20 protein-coding genes are annotated in these 20,339 nt (G+C 65.6%); 7 read left to right on the forward strand and 13 right to left on the reverse strand.

Going from position 1 to position 20,339, the window contains the following annotated elements; translation table 11 throughout:
- Nucleotides 1–83: 83 nt before the first annotated feature.
- Together ASC68_RS10365 and ASC68_RS10370 are read right to left on the reverse strand one after the other, a co-directional pair.
- Entirely contained in the window at nt 84–689 is a 606-nt protein-coding gene (locus ASC68_RS10365; protein WP_055878437.1) for an NADPH-dependent FMN reductase, read from the reverse strand.
- A gap of 261 nt (nt 690–950) precedes the next feature.
- Nucleotides 951–1,247: a hypothetical protein gene (locus tag ASC68_RS10370; RefSeq protein ID WP_055878440.1), complete on the reverse strand. Its 297-nt coding sequence runs from the start codon at nt 1,245–1,247 to the stop codon at nt 951–953.
- 264 nt (nt 1,248–1,511) lie between these two features.
- Here ASC68_RS10370 and ASC68_RS10375 point away from each other — a divergent pair, with 264 nt between their 5' ends.
- A complete protein-coding gene (locus ASC68_RS10375; RefSeq protein ID WP_055878442.1) occupies nt 1,512–1,835 on the forward strand; it encodes a hypothetical protein in 324 nt (107 codons plus the stop codon).
- 107 nt (nt 1,836–1,942) lie between these two features.
- Here ASC68_RS10375 and ASC68_RS10380 read toward each other — a convergent pair whose 3' ends face one another.
- The 3 genes from ASC68_RS10380 to ASC68_RS10390 all read right to left on the reverse strand — a co-directional run bounded on the left by ASC68_RS10380 (nt 1,943) and on the right by ASC68_RS10390 (nt 4,128).
- On the reverse strand, nt 1,943–2,701 hold the full coding sequence (locus tag ASC68_RS10380; protein ID WP_055878445.1) for a pyridoxine 5'-phosphate synthase: 759 nt from the start codon (nt 2,699–2,701) through the stop codon (nt 1,943–1,945).
- A 117-nt stretch (nt 2,702–2,818) separates the two neighbouring features.
- Nucleotides 2,819–3,706: a DMT family transporter gene (locus ASC68_RS10385; protein WP_248310522.1), complete on the reverse strand. Its 888-nt coding sequence runs from the start codon at nt 3,704–3,706 to the stop codon at nt 2,819–2,821.
- A gap of 50 nt (nt 3,707–3,756) precedes the next feature.
- Nucleotides 3,757–4,128: a helix-turn-helix domain-containing protein gene (locus ASC68_RS10390; RefSeq protein ID WP_055878446.1), complete on the reverse strand. Its 372-nt coding sequence runs from the start codon at nt 4,126–4,128 to the stop codon at nt 3,757–3,759.
- 106 nt (nt 4,129–4,234) lie between these two features.
- Between ASC68_RS10390 and ASC68_RS10395 the strand changes: the two genes are divergently transcribed.
- Entirely contained in the window at nt 4,235–5,101 is an 867-nt protein-coding gene (locus ASC68_RS10395; protein ID WP_055878447.1) for an NAD(P)-binding domain-containing protein, read from the forward strand.
- A gap of 264 nt (nt 5,102–5,365) precedes the next feature.
- Here ASC68_RS10395 and ilvN read toward each other — a convergent pair whose 3' ends face one another.
- The 3 genes from ilvN to ASC68_RS10410 form a co-directional block, all read right to left on the reverse strand.
- A complete protein-coding gene (ilvN, locus tag ASC68_RS10400) occupies nt 5,366–5,920 on the reverse strand; it encodes an acetolactate synthase small subunit (protein WP_055878448.1) in 555 nt (184 codons plus the stop codon).
- A 12-nt stretch (nt 5,921–5,932) separates the two neighbouring features.
- A complete protein-coding gene (locus ASC68_RS10405; protein WP_055878449.1) occupies nt 5,933–7,702 on the reverse strand; it encodes an acetolactate synthase 3 large subunit in 1,770 nt (589 codons plus the stop codon).
- Nucleotides 7,703–7,985: 283 nt separating this feature from the next.
- A complete protein-coding gene (locus ASC68_RS10410; protein ID WP_082528059.1) occupies nt 7,986–8,564 on the reverse strand; it encodes a TetR/AcrR family transcriptional regulator in 579 nt (192 codons plus the stop codon).
- Between the two features lie 74 nt (nt 8,565–8,638).
- Here ASC68_RS10410 and ASC68_RS10415 point away from each other — a divergent pair, with 74 nt between their 5' ends.
- The gene (locus tag ASC68_RS10415) at nt 8,639–9,526 is read left to right on the forward strand and encodes an NAD(P)-binding domain-containing protein (RefSeq protein ID WP_055878450.1); all 888 of its coding nucleotides are present in this window, start codon (nt 8,639–8,641) and stop codon (nt 9,524–9,526) included.
- Here ASC68_RS10415 and ASC68_RS10420 read toward each other — a convergent pair.
- The 3 genes from ASC68_RS10420 to ASC68_RS10430 are packed head-to-tail and all read right to left on the reverse strand — an operon-like array spanning nt 9,523 to nt 14,464.
- Nucleotides 9,523–10,671 carry an alanine racemase gene (locus ASC68_RS10420; protein WP_055878451.1) on the reverse strand — a complete coding sequence of 383 codons (1,149 nt, stop codon included), beginning with the start codon at nt 10,669–10,671 and terminating at the stop codon, nt 9,523–9,525. The two genes, ASC68_RS10415 and ASC68_RS10420, sit on opposite strands and share 4 nt — an antisense overlap.
- Nucleotides 10,668–12,404, reverse strand: a complete 1,737-nt coding sequence (locus tag ASC68_RS10425; RefSeq protein WP_055878452.1) for a hydantoinase B/oxoprolinase family protein — start codon at nt 12,402–12,404, stop codon at nt 10,668–10,670. The genes ASC68_RS10420 and ASC68_RS10425 overlap by 4 nt, the downstream gene beginning before the upstream one ends.
- A complete protein-coding gene (locus ASC68_RS10430; RefSeq protein ID WP_055878453.1) occupies nt 12,401–14,464 on the reverse strand; it encodes a hydantoinase/oxoprolinase family protein in 2,064 nt (687 codons plus the stop codon). Before ASC68_RS10430 ends, ASC68_RS10425 begins: the two co-directional genes overlap by 4 nt.
- A gap of 97 nt (nt 14,465–14,561) precedes the next feature.
- Here ASC68_RS10430 and ASC68_RS10435 point away from each other — a divergent pair, with 97 nt between their 5' ends.
- The 3 genes from ASC68_RS10435 (at nt 14,562) to ASC68_RS10445 (ending at nt 17,543) form a co-directional block, all read left to right on the forward strand.
- Entirely contained in the window at nt 14,562–15,455 is an 894-nt protein-coding gene (locus ASC68_RS10435; RefSeq protein WP_055878454.1) for a LysR family transcriptional regulator, read from the forward strand.
- Nucleotides 15,456–15,592: 137 nt separating this feature from the next.
- Nucleotides 15,593–16,471: a phytanoyl-CoA dioxygenase family protein gene (locus ASC68_RS10440; RefSeq protein ID WP_055878456.1), complete on the forward strand. Its 879-nt coding sequence runs from the start codon at nt 15,593–15,595 to the stop codon at nt 16,469–16,471.
- Nucleotides 16,472–16,541: 70 nt separating this feature from the next.
- A complete protein-coding gene (locus tag ASC68_RS10445) occupies nt 16,542–17,543 on the forward strand; it encodes a bestrophin family ion channel (protein WP_055878458.1) in 1,002 nt (333 codons plus the stop codon).
- Here the strand turns inward: ASC68_RS10445 and ASC68_RS10450 are convergent.
- Nucleotides 17,540–18,028 carry a DUF805 domain-containing protein gene (locus tag ASC68_RS10450; RefSeq protein ID WP_055878459.1) on the reverse strand — a complete coding sequence of 163 codons (489 nt, stop codon included), beginning with the start codon at nt 18,026–18,028 and terminating at the stop codon, nt 17,540–17,542. The genes ASC68_RS10445 and ASC68_RS10450 overlap by 4 nt on opposite strands.
- A 143-nt stretch (nt 18,029–18,171) precedes the next feature.
- Nucleotides 18,172–19,794 (reverse strand): ABC-F family ATP-binding cassette domain-containing protein, encoded by a 1,623-nt coding sequence (locus tag ASC68_RS10455; RefSeq protein WP_055878461.1) that lies wholly within the window; start codon nt 19,792–19,794, stop codon nt 18,172–18,174.
- A gap of 178 nt (nt 19,795–19,972) precedes the next feature.
- Here ASC68_RS10455 and ASC68_RS10460 point away from each other — a divergent pair, with 178 nt between their 5' ends.
- The gene (locus ASC68_RS10460; protein WP_055878462.1) at nt 19,973–20,338 is read left to right on the forward strand and encodes a metalloregulator ArsR/SmtB family transcription factor; all 366 of its coding nucleotides are present in this window, start codon (nt 19,973–19,975) and stop codon (nt 20,336–20,338) included.
- The last annotated feature ends 1 nt before the right edge of the window (nt 20,339 follow it).

The raw sequence follows: 20,339 nt of genomic DNA on the forward strand, positions 1-20,339 counted from the left end.
CCGGAAGACTGACGCGCTTCCCGCTCAGGTTAGTGAGCTGGAGGCGTTCATCGAAACGATGAACGCCCACGCAGTCGTAGAGCTTAGGCGGCCTTGGCCGCGGCAGCCGCGTCAGCCTGGCGGGCATTGCGGGTAGCGTTGGTCCACCAGATCAGGTTGTCGAGCATCTCGGGCACGAAGAAGTCGAAATTGGCCTTGGTGTCGTCCCAGCTCTTCTGGCCCATCATGATGGGGATGAAGTCCGAGCCACCGATGTGGACGGCGTGACGGACCGGGACGGCCAGCAGCTCAACCATGATGTTGCGCAGGTGCTCGATGGCACGGGCGCCGCCCACCGAACCGTAGCCGACGAAGGCCACGGCCTTCTTCATGAAGGGCTTATAGGCCCAGTCGATAGCGTTCTTCAGCGCACCGGTGATCGAGCGGTTATACTCGGCGGTGACGACGATGTAGCCGTCGAACTCATTGAGCTTGGCCTGCCACTTGGCGGCGATCTCGTTCGGGGTCGGCATCCAGAAGTCGGACGCGGCCGCATCGAACAGCGGAAGCGGGTAATCCTTCAGGTCGACGATCTCGACATCGACATCACCGCGGGCGGCGACGTGGCCGGCAATCCAGCTGGCCGGCTTGTCACCGAAGCGGGTCGGGCGGATCGAGCTGATGATCACGGCAATCTTGGGTTTGGACATTTGCTGCACTCCAGTATCAAAATGTGACTAGCGGCAAATAAGTGCCCAAGGTGGTGCCGCACAAGCAGGCACCTCGATGAAGCGAAGGCACACAATCCAGCCCCGGTTACATCCCTGTTCGTTGGGTTACAGCGTTGTGAGTGAAGCAGTTCCGGCGGTTTCGCGACCCGGGGTCGGGCGTGCGTCGGCCAACGCTGCCCATTCGCACCGGGCGCGAAATGCAGCGTTCGCGATTATCGAACAACCGATAACGGAAGCGTGTCAGCGCAGGCCGAACGAATAGGTCCAGGCCAGCGCCTTGAGCCCGGACTCATCCAGCTCGGGGTGCTTGGGCTGCAGCTGCTCGATGGCGCGCTCGGTGAGACTTTTCTTCGAGCGCTTCTCCAGCCCGTCGACGGGCTGCTGCAGCTCCTCGAGCAGGCCGAGGATACGCTGCTTCAACTCAGTGCCTTCGGCTTCACCGAAGCGTTGCACCAGATGCGGGGTCTTGGCCCGCGGGAACGGCGAGTTGCCGAAACCGGTATAGAGCACCAGGGCTTCGTTGATCGGGTCGCTCATCGCCTGCTCGTATGCAACTGCTCTCAAAGCCATATGGCAACCCGCCCAATCCGTGAAAGGCTCCAACTTGGTCCATCCACCGTTGAAGCGAAATAAGCGGCAATGGCGGTAGTTAAGTCGGATTTGACGGCCGACCGCAGGTTGCCCGTTAACATATGCGCGAAAGCGCCCAGTTGGGCTGCGGCGTTCACCACGCCTGGTTGTCGCGGTTGCGCCTTGCACGTAGCCAGATCAGTGTCCGCCCATTGTTTTGGGGGATTTGAGATGAAGCTAGTCGCCACGGCCGTGCTCGCCATGACGTTGTTCGCGACCACTGCAGCGGCCGGGCCGCCGCTGCGGCTCTGGGTGAAGAACGCTTCGACGGTGACCATCGACAAACTCTATGTCGAGATCATGGGCACCGACTGGGGCGCCGAGCGGCTGCGCGGCAAAACCATCGAACCAAAAGGCAAGATGCAGTTCATGCTCGAGGACGGCGTCGACAAATGCGTGGTCGATCTGAAACTGCTGTCGACCGCCGGCAAGGAATACTCCTACCGGGCCCGCCTCTGCGAGGACCACACCTTCACTTTCCGCGGCCGGCCCTAAAGCGCGTCGCGATCCTTCAGATTCGCTCTTTGCGCCTTAGCTCTTTGTTTTCACGCATGTCTTTGTCCCGAAACCGGCACCCACTTTCGGGAGACATGCTGTGGCCGTCAGGCGCAGGCGATCTTGTAGTGCCGCACCGTCTCGGCCATGCCATAGATCAGCGCGTCCGCAGTGATCGCATGGCCGATCGAGACCTCGGCGAGGTCGGGGATCGCGTGCTTCAGCGGCGGCAGGTTGACGAGGTTGAGGTCGTGTCCGGCATTGACCAGCAACCCACCCTGCCCCGGCCGTGCATTGTGCCCGGCGGCGCGCGCCGCATCCGCGGTCTCGCGCAGCGCGTCGAGATGTACCGCTTGCACCTCCGGCTTCAGCGACCCGCCGTATGGGCCGGTATAGAGCTCGACCCGATCCGCCCCGACATTGGCCGCCGCCGCCGGCGCTGCGGGGTCGGCATTGATGAACAGCGACACCCGGATGCCGGCCTTCTTCATCCTCGAGATCGCCGGGGTCAGCACGGCGCGATTGGCCTCGATGTTCCAGCCGTGATCCGAGGTCGATTGCAGGGGATCGTCGGGCACGAAGGTCACCTGGTCCGGCGCGGCGCGCTCGACCAGGGTGAGGAAATCCTCGGTCGGGTAGCCTTCGATGTTGAACTCGCGGCCCGGATAATCCTGGCGTAGCAGGGTCACCAGCTCGAACACATCGGTGCGCCGGATGTGCCGCTCGTCGGGCCGCGGATGCACGGTGATGCCGTCGGCACCGGCATCGAGCGCGATGCGGGCAATACCGGTAACGCTCGGCCAGGGCACGGAGCGCCGGTTGCGCAGCATGGCGACGGCATTGAGATTGACGCTGAGATGAGTCATCGCGGGACCTCGGCAGAACTGGGCGGAGGCTTACCGCATCGGATGCCACCGGGCCAATCGAACGTTTTGATGAGCCCGATCAGCGGCGGAGATGGCCTCGCGCGGCGCGGGCCGGCATCACGCCACCGGCACCAGCCGGCGTTTGCGCTCATCGAGCACCACGATGGTGAGGCCGGCGGCCACCACCAGCACGATGCCGCTGATGGCGAGGAGGTTCGGGAACTGACCGAACACCACGAGACCCGACAGCACCGCCCAGAAGGTGAAGAAGTAGTAGAACGGCGCGACGACGCCGGTCGGCCCGACGCGGTAGGCCATGAAGATGAAGAAGTGGCCGAAGATCAGGAACAGCCCGGCGCCGGCGAGCAGCAGCAGGTGATGCGTCTGAGGCACCACCCATTGTTCGGTGGCGAGATGCATCGCCCCTGCCCCGAGCAGCACGACGATGATGGCCGAAATGGCGACGATCATTCCCGGCACCTCGGCTGCGATCCGCCGCCCGGCGAGATCGCGCACCGCACAGAGCACCGCATTGGCCAGCGCCAGCACCGCATAGATCGAGATCCCCTGCATGGTCGGCTGCGCCACCATGATGGCGCCGATGAAGCCGACCCCGATCAGCGCCATCCGCACCCCGCCGATCCGTTCGCGGAACAGGATCGAGGCGCCGAGCAGCACCAGCAGCGGAGTTATCTGCCCGAGCGCCGAGGCATCGGCGATCGGCATGTTGGCGAGCGCCACGACGTAACAGAGGATCGCCACGGTCTCGGCGAGATTGCGCGCCAGCACGCGCCGCTCGAACACCAGCGGCAGTTGCCGGCCGTAGCCCAGCGCCAGCATCAGCGGCAGGCCCCAGATGAGGCCGGCGCAACCGCGCAGCATCAGCACCTGGTAGGGCGGCAGGCCCTCGGTCGCGAGCTTCATCAGCGTGTCGTTGATCACATACGAACAGGTCGCGATGACCATGAACAAGGGCCCGCGGAACGGGTGCGATGCGAACGACACTGGTGACTTCCCCTCGAAGAAAAGCCGGGATCGCTCCCGGCCCTGCCCTTCTACATGCTTTCCGGCCCGTGCGAAATCGCCGATGCCTTGCGCTGCCGCCGCTCGCTGATCTCGGTGATATGCGCATCCCCCCAGGCGCCCAGCGGCTCCAGCGCCTTATTGAGCGAAGCGCCCAGTTCGGTCGCCGAATACACTACCTTGGGTGGAATCTCGTGGAACACCTCGCGGTGCACGATGCCGTCGGCCTCGAGCTCGCGCAGATGCTGGATCAGCATCTTCTCGGTGATGCCGGGAACGGCGCGCTTCAGCTCGCCGAAGCGGCAGGGTTTTTCGGCGATGGCCCAGAGCAGTAGCGCCTTCCACTTGCCGCTGATCACATCGATCGCCGGGGCGAGCCCGCAGACATAGGGAACCTGCTGCATCTCTCAGCTCCTACTGACTTTTTGGTAAGTACCTGACTTTATTGTAGGTTCTTGCGGGAAAGAAAGCCAGACCTACCTTCTGCGGCACCAAGCAACGGAGCAGCAGATGACCCGCAAGATCACCTTCCTCGGCCTCGGCGCGATGGGCAGTGCGCTCGCCCGCGCCGCCCTCGCCGCCAACCTCGACATCACGGTATGGAACCGCACGCCGACGCGTGCCGAGCCGCTGGTGGCGCAGGGAGCCACCGCCGCCACGGACAGCGGCGGCGCAATCGCCGCGGCCGACCTCGTCGTCATCTGCCTGCTCGACTATCCCTCGGTGCGCGCCGTGCTCGACGCCGCGGGCGCGACGCTGCGTGGCAAGACCATTCTCAACCTGACCAACGGCACACCCGAGCAGGCGCGCGGGCTGGCCGCATGGGCCGAAGCGGAAGGCGCCGACTACCTCGATGGTGGCATCATGGCCATTCCGCCGATGATCGGCCGACCGGAGACGCTGATCCTCACCAGCGGCTCAGCGGCCGCCCGGGCGACAGCGCACGACGTGCTCGCGAGCTTCGGCTCCAGCCGCTATCTCGGTGGCGACCCCGGCCACGCAGCGCTCTACGACCTGGCGTTGCTCACCGCGATGTACGGCATGTTCGGCGGCTACCTGCAGGGCACTGCGCTGCTCAAAGCCGACGGGATCGCGGCAGCGGGTTTTGTCGAGCTGGTGCAAGCCTGGCTCACGGCCATGCAAGCGAGCCTGCCGGAGATGGCACGACAGATCGATGCCGCCGATTACGGCCGCAACGTCGCCTCCAACCTCGCCATGCAGGACGCAGCCTATGTCAACCTGATCGATGCCAGCCGGGCGCGAAAACTCTCGACCGACCTGGTCGAGCCGATGCAGCGGCTGCTGCAGAAGGCGGTGGCCACCGGCCGGGGCGGTCACGACATGGGCAGCATGGCCGAACTGATCCCGCTCGACTGAGCGGGGGCGGTCGCGGCGGGGGCCAGAAACAGCCACCGGCCGTGAAGCGGTGGCCTTCTCCCCTTGTGGGAGAAGGTGCCCGAAGGGCGGATGAGGGGTATCGCAACCGAAGGTTGCGCGATCGGAGCGAAGCGACGAGCGACAGAGTGCGCGGAGAGAAACCCCTCATCCGGCCTTCGGCCACCTTCTCCCACAAGGGGAGAAGGCCAACTACTTCAGGGCCGGAGGCTCATCACATTGATTGCCCTGCCCTTGCGACGGACGTCACATGCCTTCCGGCCCACGCGAGATCGCGGCGAGCCCGGTGCGCACCACTTCGATCAGCCCCAGCGGCACCATCAGTGCGATAAAGCTGTCGATCTTCGATGGCTTGCCGGTCACCTCGAAGACGAAGCTCTCGGTGGTGGCATCGACAATCTGGGCGCGGAACGCATCGGCGAGGCGCAGCGCCTCGGCGCGCGGCTCGCCCGAGCCGCCGACCTTGATCAGCGCCAGCTCGCGCTCCAAGGATTTCCCCTCGCTGGTGAGGTCATGCACCCGGTGCACCGGGATCAGCCGCTCGAGCTGCAGCTTGATCTGGGTCAGCACCTTGGGCGTCGCAACCGTAACCACGGTGATACGGCTTAGACCCTTCTCGTGCTCAGTCTCTGAGACCGTGAGACTGTCGATATTATAGCCGCGGGCGGCGAACAGCCCGACGATCCGGGCGAGAATGCCCGGTTCGTTATCGACCAGCACGCTCAGCGTGTGCCGCTCAGGAACCTGGGTTTCTGCGGCGAGGAAGTATGCCGAACCGCTCGGCTGCAAATGTGCGTTCATGGTTCTAACTCCTCAAACCAGCTGCCGGCCTTTTTCGTCGATCACCGCGCCGATATCGTCCTCGAAATCGGGCAGGATCATCTCGTTGTGCGGCTTGCCCGACGGGATCATCGGCAGGCAGTTCTCGTGCTTTTCGACCAGGCAGTCGAACAGCACCGGGCCGTCGTAATCGAGCATCTCCTGGATGGCCGCATCGAGCAGCGCCGGATCGGAACAGCGGATGCCCTTGCCGCCATAGGCTTCGGCCAGCTTGACGAAATCGGGCAGGCTCTCGCTGTAGGAGTGCGCATAGCGCCCGCCATGCAGCAGGTCCTGCCACTGCCGGACCATGCCCATGCGCTCATTGTTGAGGATGAACACCTTGATCGGCAGACGGTACTGTACCGCCGTCGAGAGCTCCTGCATGGTCATCTGCACGCTCGCCTCGCCGGCGATGTCGATGACCAGCGCATCAGGATGCGCCACCTGCACGCCGACGGCGGCGGGGAGGCCATAACCCATGGTGCCGAGGCCACCCGAGGTCATCCAGCGGTTCGGCATTTCGAACGGGAAATGCTGCGCCGCCCACATCTGGTGCTGGCCGACTTCGGTAGTGATGTAGACATCCCGTCCTTTGGTCGCCTCGTAGAGGCGCTGGATGGCGTGCTGCGGCTTGATCGTCGTAGTCGAGTTCTTGAAGCCCAGCGAGTGCTTGCTGCGCCAGCCTTCGATCTGCTGCCACCACGGCGCGATCGCCTCGGTGCGCGGCTGGTTGGTCTTGGTGCGCCAGATGCGGACCATCTCTTCCATCACCAGCCCGCTATCGCCGACGATGGCGAGATCGGTGCGGACGTTCTTGCCGATCGAGCTGGGGTCGATATCGACGTGGATACGGGTCGAGCCGGGCGAGAACGCATCGATGCGGCCGGTGATACGGTCGTCGAACCGCGCCCCGATATTGATCATCAGATCGCAGTCATGCATCGCCATGTTGGCTTCGTAGGTGCCGTGCATGCCGAGCATCCCCATCCACTGCGGGTTGGAGCCCGGGAAAGCGCCCAGCCCCATCAGCGTCGAGGTCACCGGAAAGCCGGTCAGTTCGGCCAGCTCGCGCAGCTTCTCGGAAGCTTCCGGCCCCGAGTTGATGATGCCGCCGCCGGTATAGAAGATCGGCCGCTCGGCCTTCAGCATCATATCGACGGCCGCCTCGATGGCCTTGCTGTCGCCCGCCGTGGCTGGGTGGTAGCTCTTGTGGCGGCTCGGCCCGATCTCGTCGATGCCGAGATAGGTGCCGAGGGCGAACTGCACGTCCTTGGGGATATCAACCAGCACCGGACCGGGGCGGCCCGAATTGGCGATGTGGAACGCCTCGTGCATGACCCGCGGCAGGTCGTTGACGTTCTTCACCAGGTAATTGTGCTTGGTGCACGAGCGGGTGATGCCGACCGTGTCGCATTCCTGGAAGGCGTCCGAGCCGATCAGCGTCGTCGGCACCTGTGCCGTGATGCAGACCAAGGGGATCGAGTCCATCAGCGCGTCGGTTAGCCCGGTGACCGCGTTGGTCGCGCCCGGACCCGAGGTCACCAGCACGACGCCGACTTTGCCGGTCGAGCGCGCATAGCCCTCGGCCATGTGGGTCGCGCCCTGCTCGTGGCGGACGAGGATGTGCTGCACCTTGTCCTGCTGGAACATCGCATCATAGATCGGCAACGCCGCCCCGCCGGGATAGCCGAAGATGTGCTCCACCCCGTTATCGACCAGGGCCTGGATCACCATCTCCGCGCCTGTCATCTGCTCGGCCATTTTCTCATAACTCCCCCGGGCTCTGCCGGTCTTCTATTCGCTACGCCGTCTCCGGCGGAAATTCGGCAACAAAAAAGGCCCCGTTAGGGACCTTCGAACGAGCGCACCGACCCTCGCAGGGATTTACCCCACGTGCTCGATGCGCCCCACTACTACGATAAGCTTCTGCACGGATCGTGCTCCAAGATTAGGTGGGGAGTTATGGGGGTGGCGGGGTGGCGGTGTCAAGGGGGCTAGTTTGCCTCCGAGGCGGACGGGGCTGCCCGCGGATGCGTTGGCGTGATCAGCCCACGGGCCGTTCGACGGCGCGCTCGATCAGCGTAGTGAAGGCTCGAGTGGCCGCGTCGAGATCGACACGCCCGCCCTGCTGCTCACGGGCCATCGCCTCGGCGGCGCCGAGCAGCCCGATGCAGCACAAGCGAAGCTCATCGCCGGGGAGGTCCGTGAACGGCTGCAGTTCGCCTTGCATCACCTCGACATACTCGTCGCGCATCGCCAGCTGCTGCGCGGCCATCTCTTCGCTGCCCTGCAGAGCGGCCGAGAGGGCCGGCCCTTCTACTCCGGCGTCGACAAGGCAACCGAAATACGCCGAGCTCATCAGCGCCGCCAGGGCGGAGAGCGAGCGGGGAGCGGCGGCCAGTGCCTCGCGCAAAGCGTCGACATAGGCGCGCTCGAGCCGCTCGTAGAGGGCCAGCAGAAGGCCGGGCCGCGTGCCGAAATGCTCGTAGGTCACCGGCCTGCTGACATCGGCCCGCAGCGCCAACGAGACCAGCGTCAGCGCATCGGCACCCTCCTCTCGAACGATCCTCAGGGCGACGTCGAGCAGTTGCTGGCGACGATCCTCCTTGCTCAGGCGTGCCATCCCCACTTGCCTCTCGAGTTAACCTACATTATGTAACTTACGTATTGTAGTTTTCTGGCGACGGAGCGTCAAGAATGAGCGATGTGAGTGTCATTGGCGTGGGCGATATGGGCAGCGCGATTGCACGGACCCTGCTTGCAGCGGGCCTGGCTGTGACGGTGTGGAACCGCAGTGACGCCAAGGTGAGGCCGCTGGTCGAGCGGGGAGCAACGGCCGCCGTTTCTGCTCGTGCGGCCATCGAGGCGAGCCCGGCTGCGCTGCTCTGCGTGAGCGACTACCCTGCAACGATGGCGCTGCTCGAGGGCACGACGCGTGCCCTCCACGGCAGGCTGATCGTCCAGTTCGCTTCGGGAACACCGGCGCAGGCCCGAGCTTTGGAGACCAAGATTCGCCAGGCGGGAGGGCGGTATCTCGACGGCGCTATCGGCGCCTGGCCACGGCAGGTCGGCTCACCCGATGCTTCATTCACCCTCGCCGGCAACGCCGACGATTTTGCAGCGGCGCGTCCGCTGCTCGACCTGATGGGCGGCCAGCTAGCGCATGTCGGGCCAGATGTCGGCCACGCCAAAGCCTACGCCAACGCGGGATTGGCCTACTTCGCTGGGCATTGGATCGGCTTTGCCCAGGGTGCCGCGGTACTAGAGACCGAAGGTCTCGATCCGGCGATGCTTGGCGACACGCTGGCGAGCATGGGGCCGATCCTCGCGACCGATATGCAACGCATGGGGCGTGCCATAGCCGCAGAAGCGTTTGACGAGGCAGAGAGCACGGTAAAGACCATAGCCGGAGACCTGCGCTGGCTCGCTGAACTCGCCGACGCTACCGGCGCGGAGGCCGAGTTTGCGCGACTTGCTGCCGCTCTGTTCGCGCGCGCTCGGGATCTTGGGTTAGGCGACAAGCAGCACAGTGCGATCATCAAGGTGCTGCGGGGACCCCTTGCCGCGCCCGTTCCGCCCTCTTAATCCGACAACCCGCGCGCCTCGATCGGCCAGATCGCTTCCAACCTCTCTCCACGCACCACGTGGATGAAGTCGTGGAGGTTGGCCGTAGGGTCGCAATGCGGCACGGTGCATTCGAGCCGAGCGCCAGCAGGGGGTGGGGCGATGCCGTCGTAGGTCTTCACCCGGCCGAACTCGTCGCCGGCCCAGGCGATGGTGCCGATCTCGACGCCATCGCGATAGACGCGCGGTGGCGGGCCATCGACGGCGAAGCTCTTTGAACCGCCATCGACGATCGCCTCGCCATTGGCGCTGTGGCCGATGACGCTGACGACTACCAACATGGCGAAATCGAATACCGGCTCGCCAGTGCCGTGGAAATCCACCGGGCGGTAGCCTTCGTCCATCAGCACGTAGGAGCCGGCCTGGACTTCGGTGAGGATGCCATCCTCGAAATCCAGGAGGTGGCTGCCGGTGCCGCCGCCACTGACGATCGCCGGCGCCAGCCCGGCGGCGCGAAGGCCGACGAGGATGGGGGTGAGCCGCGCGTTGGCGAGGTCATTGGCAGCTCGGCGCTCCTGGTGATCGAAGACGTGCTGCACCTTTCCGGCATAAGCCTGCACTCCGGCATAGACGAGGCCAGCCTCGGCGCTGATGGCACGGCCTAGGCTTACCGCGTCTTCGGTGGTGGTCACCCCGGTGCGGCCGAGCCCGGTGTCGCAATCGATCAGCACGGCGACATGCGTGCCGGCAGCGCGGGCGGAAGCCCCGAACGCCGCAACCAGCTCCAGTCGGTCGACCACCACGATCAGCTCAAGCCCACGTGCCGCGGCAGCGGTCAACCGGTCGATCTTCAACCGGCTCGACACCGGCGCAGTCAGCATCAGTTTCGTCAGCCCCGCCTCGAACAGCGCCAGCAATTCCCCAGGCTTGGCACAGGCAATGCCCAGCGCGCCGGCCGCCATCTGGCGCACGGCGATCGCTGCGCATTTGTGCGATTTGGCGTGCGGACGCAGCCCCATGCCAGAGAGCCTGGCCAGTTGGGCGAGGCGATCGAGGCTCGCTTCGAAGCGGTCGGCATCGAGCAGCAGGGCCGGCGTTTCGAGCTCTGCCCGGCTGCCCGGCTGCCCGATCAGCGCCTCGTTGAGACCGGCGACCCCGCGTTTCATCGCACCACTCCGGCGCGACGGGCGGCGCGGAGGCTTTGCGTGGCGCCAAGGTCGAGCCTGAGATCGTCGCCGATTACGACGCCGTAGTCGCGCGCCGCGCCATCGATGCTGACCTTCTCGGCCACCACATCGGCAAGCACCCGCTCGGGTTCGCGTTCGAGCGCGTCGCCATAGCCTCCGCCCCCTGCCCCGACGAGGCGGAACACATCGCCGGCGGCAGCGGCGAAGCCACGCATCGGCATGGTGGGGAGCAGTTTTTCGCTGCCATCGGCGCCGATATGGACGTGCGCCGACGGGCCGCCGGTGCCGCCGCCTTCGAGCCCGTAGGGCGGGTGGTCGCGACGATCGCCGCGCAGGTTGAAACCGGTGGGCTGCAGGAACCTGAACTCGCGGGTGAAGGCGAGGCCGCCGCGATGGCGCCCTGCCCCACCGGAATCGGTGACGAAGCCGTAGCGCAGCACCTCGACCGGCATCTCGGCCTCGATCATCTCGATCGGTTGGTTGGAGAGGTTGGCCGCCGGGTTGGAAATCCCCTCGATGCCGTCACGATCGGCACGCGCCCCCCAGGTGCCCACCAGCATCTCGTTGAGCACATATTGTCGGCCTTGGTACGTGCCGCCCGCCGCCATCAGGAACGGCCCGCCTTCCGAGCCGGCAATGGCGCGTTCGGGCACCACCTGGGCCAGTGCGTGCATGATGGTGTCGAACACCCGATAGCCGACGACGCCCCGCGCCCCACAGGCGGCCGGGTAGACCGGGTTGAGCAGGCACCCCTCGGGCGCCCGGACGGTGATCGGCTTCAGGTAGCCATCGCAATTGGGGATATCGCGGCGCGACAGACAGCGGATGGCAGTGAAGGCGGCGGACTCGGGGAGCGAAATCGGGCAGTTGATGCTCGCTGCCACCTGGCCCGAGGTGCCCTCGAAGTCGATGTCGATGCTGTCGTCCATGACGGTCACGGTGGCCCGGATGCGGATCGGTTCGGGCGCCTCGCCGATGCCGTCGAGGTAATCCTCGCCGACATAGACGCCGTTGGGCAGCTCGCGGATGGTGTCGCGCATCATCCGTTCGGCATGCGCATGAAGCGCCTCGGTATAGAGCGCCAGCTCGGCGGCGCCATAGCGCTCGACCAGTTGCAGCAGGCCGCGCTCGGCGGTGGTGCAGGCAGCGATCTGCGCCCGCAAATCGCCCAGCACCTCCACCGGCTGGCGGGTGTTGGACTGGATCAGCTCGAACAGCGTCGCATTGGGCTCGCCCGCGGCGTAGAGCTTCAGCAGCGGCAGACGCAGCCCCTCCTGCTGGATCTCGGTGGCATAGATTGCAACGCTCCCGGGCACGATGCCGCCGAGATCGGTATGGTGGGCGACGGTCGCCGCATAGCCGGCGAGCGCCGTCCCCTGAAAGATCGGCTTGATCACGTAGATATCGGGGAGGTGCTGGCCACCGGCGCTGTAGGGGTCGTTGGTGATCAGCACGTCGCCTGGGCTCAGGTCGGCGCCGAACTTTTCTTCGATGAAGCGCATGACGCGCGGGAACGAGCAGAGCTGGATCGGCAGCGTGAGGCCTTGGGCGATCACCCGCCCCTGGGGGTCGCAGAGCGCCGTCGAGTAATCCATGATGTCGCGCACTACGGGGGAATAGGCGCTGCGCATGACGATCAGCGCCATTTCGTCGGCGATCGAAGCCAGGCCGTTGCGGATGACCTCGAGGGTGATGGGATCGACGCGGCTCATGGCTGGCTGACCTCGATTTCGATGTTGCCGGCCGCATCGAGCCGAGCGGACGCATTTGGCGGGATCACGCAGGTGCAGTCGTAATCCTCGATGATGAAGGGCCCGGGCCGCAGGCTCAAGCCCAGCGCCTCGCGGCCGATCACCGGGGTCATCACTGGCGTCGTGCCGAAGGCCACCAACCGGTCGCGCCGCTCGAAATCCGGGGCCGGCGCGTAGCGCACGATCTCCGAAGCGACGGGTACACGCACGGTAAGGCGAAGGTTCACCAGTTGCACCGGATCGGCGCTGGAGCGGTGGCCATAGGTGCGCTCGTGCTCGGTGTGGAAGCCCTCGACCAGGTCAGCGACCTCGCCGGTTCGGTCGGCAATGTTCAACTCATAGGCCTGGCCGAAATAGCGGAGATCGGCGCTGTAGCGGAACTCGGCGCTGGCGGCATCGTAACCATCGGCAGCGAGCGCCGCTCGGGCCCGGATACTCAACTCGGCCTTCAGGTCGGCCAGCATCGCGGGGCTGATCGCCACGGTGTCGGCCAGCAGCGGCTGCACGAACTCCTGCTCCACATCGGAGCGCAGCAGCCCCGAACCACTGAACACGCCGGCGGCCACCGGCACGATAATGTGGCGGATGCCGAGCGCCGCGGCGATATCGGCAGCGACCACCGGGCCATTGCCGCCGAAGGCGACGAGGCTGAAATCGCGCGGGTCGCGACCGCGATAGGTGGAAACGGCTTTCACCGCCCGGGTCATGGTCGAAACCGCAAGGGTCAGCACGCCCCGCGCAGTGGTCAGCAGATCCTGGCCAAGTGGCTCGGCGATCTGGGTGCGGAGCGCGTTGCGCGCCCCCTCGGCATCGACGGCGATGCTGCCACCGGCGAGCGTCGTGTCGTTGATATAGCCGAGCGTCACGAACACGTCGGTCAGGGTGGCGCGCGTACCGCCGCGGCCATAGGCGACCGGACCCGGCATGGCGCCGGCGCTTTCCGGCCCGACGGTGACGCGCCCTTGCCGGTCCAGCGCCACAAGGCTGCCGCCGCCGGCGCCGATCTCCGACACGTCGATGAACGGCATCTTGATCGGATAACCGCCGCCCTTCACCAGCTTGCTGGAGAGGTTGATGCCGGCGCCCACTTCGTACTCGTCGGTGCGAGCCGCTTCGCCGTTCTCGATCAGCGCTGCCTTGGCGGTGGTGCCGCCCATGTCGAACGAGATGATGTTGGCCCCCCGCCCCTCGCCGCGCACCAGCCGGGCGCAGGCGATGACGCCGGCGGCCGGGCCCGATTCGACCAGCGAGGCGGCGCGCTTCACCGATGCGGCGAGCCGCATGATGCCGCCGCCCGAATGCATCATCTCGATCGGCGCGGTGACACCGATGGCGGCGAGCCGGCCGGCCAGCGCATCGGCATAGGAACGGATCACCGGACCGACATAGGCGTTCACCACCGCGGTCGAAGTGCGCTCATACTCGCGGATCTCGGGCAGGATTTCCGAGCCGCGAGTGATGTAGACGCTGTCGCCGAGTTCCTCACGCAGGATCGCCTCGGTGCGGATCTCGTGCTCCGGGTTGGCATAGGCGTGCAGGTAGCTGATCGCCACCGACTCGATGCCCGCGGCGCGGAAGCGCTGGGCGGCGTTACGGACCTCGGCCTCATCAAGCGGCACGCGAACCGTGCCGTCGGGCCTCATCCGCTCGCTGATCTCGAGCCGGCGCTGGCGCGGCACCAGCGGCGGCGGCTTGTCATATTGCAGGTCGTAGAGCACCGGGATGCGCAAGCGCCGCAGCTCCAGCACGTCGCGAAACCCGCGGGTGGTAACAAGCCCGGTGCGGGCGCCCTTGAATTCGAGAATGGTGTTGGTGGCAACGGTGGTGGCGTGGACGATCGCGGAGATCTCGGCCGGCACGATGCCGAGCTCGCCGATCAGTGTCGCGAGCCCATCAGCAATGCCGCGACTGTAATCATCCGGCGTCGACGGGACCTTGCGGATCGACACCGTGCCGGCGGCGTCGACCAAGGCGATGTCGGTGAAGGTGCCGCCGATATCGATGCCAACGCGATAGGCCAAGGCTGATCTCCGTCTCGTACAGTGGACGAAGTCTAGTCAGGTGCGAGCGATCAGTTCCAATTGATAGTTGGCGCCAGACTGATAGGCTTTGCCTATCATGCGTCTGACCCTCGCCCAGATTGAAACCTTCTACTGGATCAGCCGGCTGGGCAGCTTTCACGCCGCGGCGCGGCAGCTCAACGTCACGCAGCCATCGGTCTCCGGTCGCATCCGCGAGCTCGAACTGGAACTGGGGACGGCGCTGTTCGACCGTTCGGGCGGGCGGGCCCGACTGACTGAAGCGGGCCGAGCCATCCAGAACCAGGCCGAACAGATGCTGACGCTGGCGCGCGAGATCCATGACGAGGCCGGGTCGGGAAAGCTCCGCGGGCTGCTGCGCCTCGGCGTGGTGGAGACGGTGGCGCATCTGGCGCTGCCTGGGCTGATCGGTGCGCTGAAGCTGCGGCGGCCGCAACTGCGGGTCGAACTGGCAGTCGACGTGGGCGCCGCTTTGATCCGGCAGCTCGAAGAGCGCCAACTCGACGTGGTGATCAGCAACGACAGCACCAACGTGGAAGGCGCCATATCGCAGGCGCTGGGGCAGATCGACCTGGCGTGGGTGGGCCCGGTAGGTCATCGGCTGGCCGACCAGGTGCTGCATCCGGCGGACCTCATAGACGAGGCGATCTTCACGCAGCCGGCGCAATCGACCATCGGACGGACCATCCGTGCCTGGTTCGATACCGGCCGGGAGGCACCTAAATCGCTGAGCGTCTGCAACTCGCTATCGGTGATCTCTGAACTGGTGGCGGCAGGCCTCGGCTTCGCAGTGATCACCCCGGCACTGCTCAGCCCAGAACTCGCCGCGAGGGTAGTGCGTTACGCTGCGGAGCCACCTATCGAGGCGCGAACGCTGTCGGTGGCGGCGCTTCGCGAGACCTGGTCGGAGGATGTCGAGTTCATCGCCGAGTTCGTGGCGGAGGCGTTTCAACAGGGGCGGAGCCTGCGATAGCCAAACGCTTCGGATGGTAAGCACGCATCAGCTGCTATCCGACGAATGGCAGGGCTCCACTCGCCACAAAATCCGTGCTTAACATACTACCATACCGCGCCCGCGGACTGAGCTGTCACATCCCGTAGGAACATCCCATGCCTCACAAACTCCAGGTGCTCACTCCAGAGCAGGCGCAGCACTTTGTCGAAAAGGGCTATGTGCTCGTCAAAGGCTGCCTCGATCCGGAGCTGGCCAGGAAATGGACGGCTGAGGCGTACACGCGGCTGGGTTATGACCCGGTCGACCGCTCGACCTGGAAGAAGGACATCGTCTGGATGGACCGCAACAACATTGCGGCGATCAAGGATATCTCGCCCAGGGCCTGGGGGGCGCTTTGCGACGTGACCGGCGGCGAAGACCGCATCGATCACAAGGTGATGGAGATCGAGTCGCAGCATTTCACCACCATCGATTCCACCGAGTGGTCGGATGCCTTCATCGTCAACTTCCGCCGCGGCGCCGACAAGCCGTGGATGAAGCCCTCGCCGGAAGCCGGCGGCTGGCACAAGGATGGCAGCTTCTTCCGCCACTTCCTCGATAGCCGCGAACAGGGCCTGTTGACCGTCGTCTACTGGTCCAACGTCGGCCACAAGGGCGGCGGCACCTTCATTGCGCCCGACTCGATCAAGCACGTGGCGCGCTACCTAGCCGACCATCCGGAGGGGGTCGATCCGTCGTTCGACTTCGGCCACCTGATCGACAAGTGCGAGGAGTTCGTCGAAGTCACCGGCGAGGTCGGCGACTTCATCATCCTCCACCCCTACATGCTGCACGCTTCGTCGAACAACCATTCGCCCAATGTGCGCTTCATGACCAACCCGCCGGTGGTGCTGAAGGACCCGATGAACTTCAACCGCGACGACCCGGCCGAGTTCTCGCTGATCGAACGTGCGACGCTGCACGGCCTCGGGCTCGACCGCTACGACTTCCGCCCCACCGGGCCGCGCGACGAGCAGTGGAAGGTGATCGGCTAAGCGCCTCGCCAGCGGCGCTTCCATTTCGCGCATGCAATAATGGCGGCTTCGAATCTCGGAGTCGCCGCTGATGCATGTCGGACGTTCCTACCGGTTGCTGGATTTCGCGGTCTGGTCGCGGCGCGGTGCGCTTTATGTCCTGATCGTCAGCCTCGTGGCGGTGGCGGCCTACAGCCTGCCGCCGCTGGCCGGGTTCTCCATCCCCTGGCCGATCGTCGCGGTGCTCGGCACCAGCGTGGCGCTGGTCGCCGGGTTCAAGAACGGCCAGGTGCTGCAGCGCAGCTCCGATGCGTTGCAGGCCTTCGCCCAGATCGCCGCGATCAGCCGGCTGCTGGCGACGCTGAGCTGCGATTTCCTCGACAAGGAGGCGGCGCGCCGGGTGATCCTCCGCCACCTCGCCTGGTTGACGGCGCTGCGCTACTCGCTGCGCCGGCCAATGCCATGGGAGACGGTGAGCCAGGGCGCCAACCGCGCGTTCCGGCGGCGCTACTACCAGATCCAGGAAGATCTCACGACGCTGCCACAGGCGCTGGCGCCGTTGCTCGGCGCGGAGGCGGATGCCATCGCGGCCCGGCCGCAGCCGGCGCTGGCGCTGCTGCAGCTGCAGGGCGAAGAAATCAACGCGTTGCTGAAGCAGAGCGCTATCCCGACGCAGGTCTATTCCGAGCTGATGAAGCTCCTGCGTGATTGTCACGACCAGCAGGCGCGCTGCGATCGGATCAAGAACACGCCCTACCCCCGCCAATATGCCGTGGTCAGCGCCATCTTCGTCGTCATCTTCGCAACGCTCCTGCCATTCGGCGTGGTGCCGACCTTCGCAGCCATGGGCGGCTCCGGCGGCGTGCTCGGTACGGTGATGCTGTGGCTGAGCGTGCCGTTCAGCGTGCTGATCGGCTGGATGTACTTTGCGCTCGACCTCGTCGGCGAGAGCACCTCGAACCCGTTCGAGGGCAATGCCAACGACGTGCCGATCTCACAGATCAGCCGCGACCTCGAGATCGAACTGAGGGCCCGGCTCGGCGACACAGAGCTGCCAGCGGCGCTGCCGCCGGTGCACGGGATCGCGACCTAGCTTTCCGAACTTGGCGACCAGGGGCCGCGGGCGCGCCGGCGGGCGTCCATGTCTGCGACAAACGCCTGCGCCCGGCTGAGCGGGACGGCCTTGGCGCGGGGCGCCCACGTGCTGGTCTCGCGCGGGTCGTCGCCGTACGCGTTGGCGCCATAGCCGTCGGGCCCGAAGCACATCAGCACCAGCAGCCAGATGCCGCCGATGAACGGCACCAGGCTGATCCAGTACCACCAGCCGGAGCGCCCGCTGTCATGCAGCCGCCGCACCGTCACAGTGATGTTCGGCACGACGTGGATGAAGACGCAGAACAGCGTCAGCGGCCCCAGGCCACTGACGCCCGGCCGAAAGTACCCGAGAACGGCAATGTCGACATAGAGCGCGCCGAACAGCAGGAGCAGCGAGACCAGCGTATACACCCAGTATTGGGTCCGCGAAGAGCGCCCCGTGAACTCGAAGTACCGCAGCATCGTGTCGAAATAGCCGAACATCTGGAAATTGCCCCTGCCCTCGCAAAGCAAAGCTAGAGCAAGACGATCAACATCCGATTTTGGCGAAGCATCGCAATTTAGCGACCTTGGTCGCCATGAGATCGCCTCGTCTTCCCGTCTCCGCTCAGAGGAGAGGGGCCGCTCTAGCCCCGGAGGCCCGGTGCTTCCTGGCCGGTGCGCGCCACATATTCGGTGTAGCCACCGCCATAGGCGTGGACGCCCTCGGGCGTCAGCTCCAGGACGCGGTTGCTGAGCGCGGCGAGGAAGTGGCGGTCGTGCGAGACGAACAGCATCGTCCCCTCATACTGCGACAATGCCTCGATCAGCATTTCCTTTGTCGCGATATCCAGGTGGTTGGTCGGCTCGTCGAGCACCAGGAAGTTCGGGGAGTCGAACAGGAGCTTGGCCATCACCAGGCGGGCTTTCTCGCCGCCTGACAGCACCCGGCACCTCTTCTCGATCTCATCGCCGGAAAAGCCGAAGCAACCGGCCAGCGCCCGCAGCGCCGCCTGCCCAGCCTGCGGAAAACTGTCCTCGAGCGACTGGAACACCGTGCGGTCGCCATCGAGCAGGTCCATGGCGTGCTGCGCGAAATAGCCGAGCTTGACGCTGGGCCCGACATTGATCGAGCCGTTATCCGGCTCGGTGCTGCCCGCCACCAGCTTCAGCAGCGTCGATTTGCCGGCGCCGTTGACGCCCATGATGCACCAGCGCTCCTTGCGCCGGACATGGAAATCCAGCCCCTCGTAGATCGAGCGGCTGCCATAGGCTTTGTCGACGCCCTTCAGCAGCACCACGTCCTCGCCGGAGCGCGCCGGCGGACGGAACTCGAAGTTTACGGTCTGGCGGCGCTTGGGCGGCTCCACCTTGTCGATCTTGTCGAGCTTCTTGACCCGGCTCTGCACCTGCGCGGCGTGGCTGGCGCGCGCCTTGAAGCGCTCGATGAAGGCGATCTCCTTGGCCAGCATCGCCTGCTGGCGCTCGAACTGCGCCTGCATCTGCTTGTCCGAAAGGGCGCGCTGCTGCTGGTAATACTCGTAGTCGCCGGAATATGCGGTGAGCGAACCGCCGTCGATTTCGACGACCTTGTTGACGATGCGGTTCATGAAGGCGCGGTCGTGCGAGGTCATCAGCACCCCGCCCTCGTAGCGCTTCAGGAAATCCTCGAGCCAGATCAGGCTTTCGATATCAAGGTGGTTGGATGGCTCGTCGAGCAGCAGGGCATCGGGCCGCATCAACAGGATCTTGCCGAGCGCCACGCGCATCTTCCAGCCGCCTGACAGCGCACCGACGTCGCCGTCCATCATCTCCTGGCTGAAGCCAAGCCCGTGCAGCACTTCGCGCGCCCGCGCATCGAGGCTGTAGCCATCCAACTCCTGGAACTGGCCCTGCACCTCGCCATAGCGGGTGATGATCTCGTCCATCTCGTCGGCGCGATCCGGGTCGGCCATCGCCGCCTCGAGCTCGCTCATCTCGGCAATCAGCGCGCCGGCGGGCCCCGCGCCCTCCATTACTTCGGCAACCGCCGGACGACCGGCCATGTCGCCGACATCCTGGCTGAAATAGCCGATGGTGACGCCGCGATCGACCGCTACCTGCCCCTCGTCCGGCTGCTCTTCGCCGGTGATCATCCGGAACAGGGTGGTCTTGCCGGCGCCGTTCGGGCCGACCAGCCCGACCTTCTCGCCACGCTGCAGCGCAGCGGAGGCTTCGATGAAGACGATCTGCTTGCCGTTCTGCTTGGAAATGTTCTCGAGGCGGATCATGCGGTTACGAGGCCCTGCTGAAGTGTCGGGCCTCTGCTGGGTGATCGCGGCCGCGGGTTGTTGCGTGGCGTAAAGCATCAGCCGGCCCGCGACGCAAGCGCGGCGGCGTCACAGGTGCCCTGCGTCACCGGCGCAACAGGGCTTTACATTATTTGCTCTATGGCGTAATTACGTTGTCATGCAAATACAAGATCCACTCACCGCTACCTTCGCCGCCCTTGCCGACCCCACGCGTCGCGCCATGCTGGCGCGGCTGACCCAGGGGCCAGCCACGGTCAACGAGCTGGCCGAACCCTTCGCGCTCACCCTCCCCACCGTGTCGCGGCATCTCAAGGTGCTCGAGCAGGCGGGGCTGATCAGCAAGCAGCGCTCGGCGCAATCGCGGCCCTGCACGCTGGAGATCGCGCCGCTGGTCGAAGCCGACGCCTGGATGGCGCAATACCGCGAGTTCTTCACCACCCGCTTCGACCGGCTCGACACGCAGCTCGAGGCCATGATGGCCGCCCGCGCCGATGCCGCAAAAGCCTCCAAGGGAGACCAGTGAC

This window comes from Devosia sp. Root105 (genome assembly GCF_001424865.1).
Classification (GTDB): Bacteria; Pseudomonadota; Alphaproteobacteria; order Rhizobiales; family Devosiaceae; genus Devosia_A.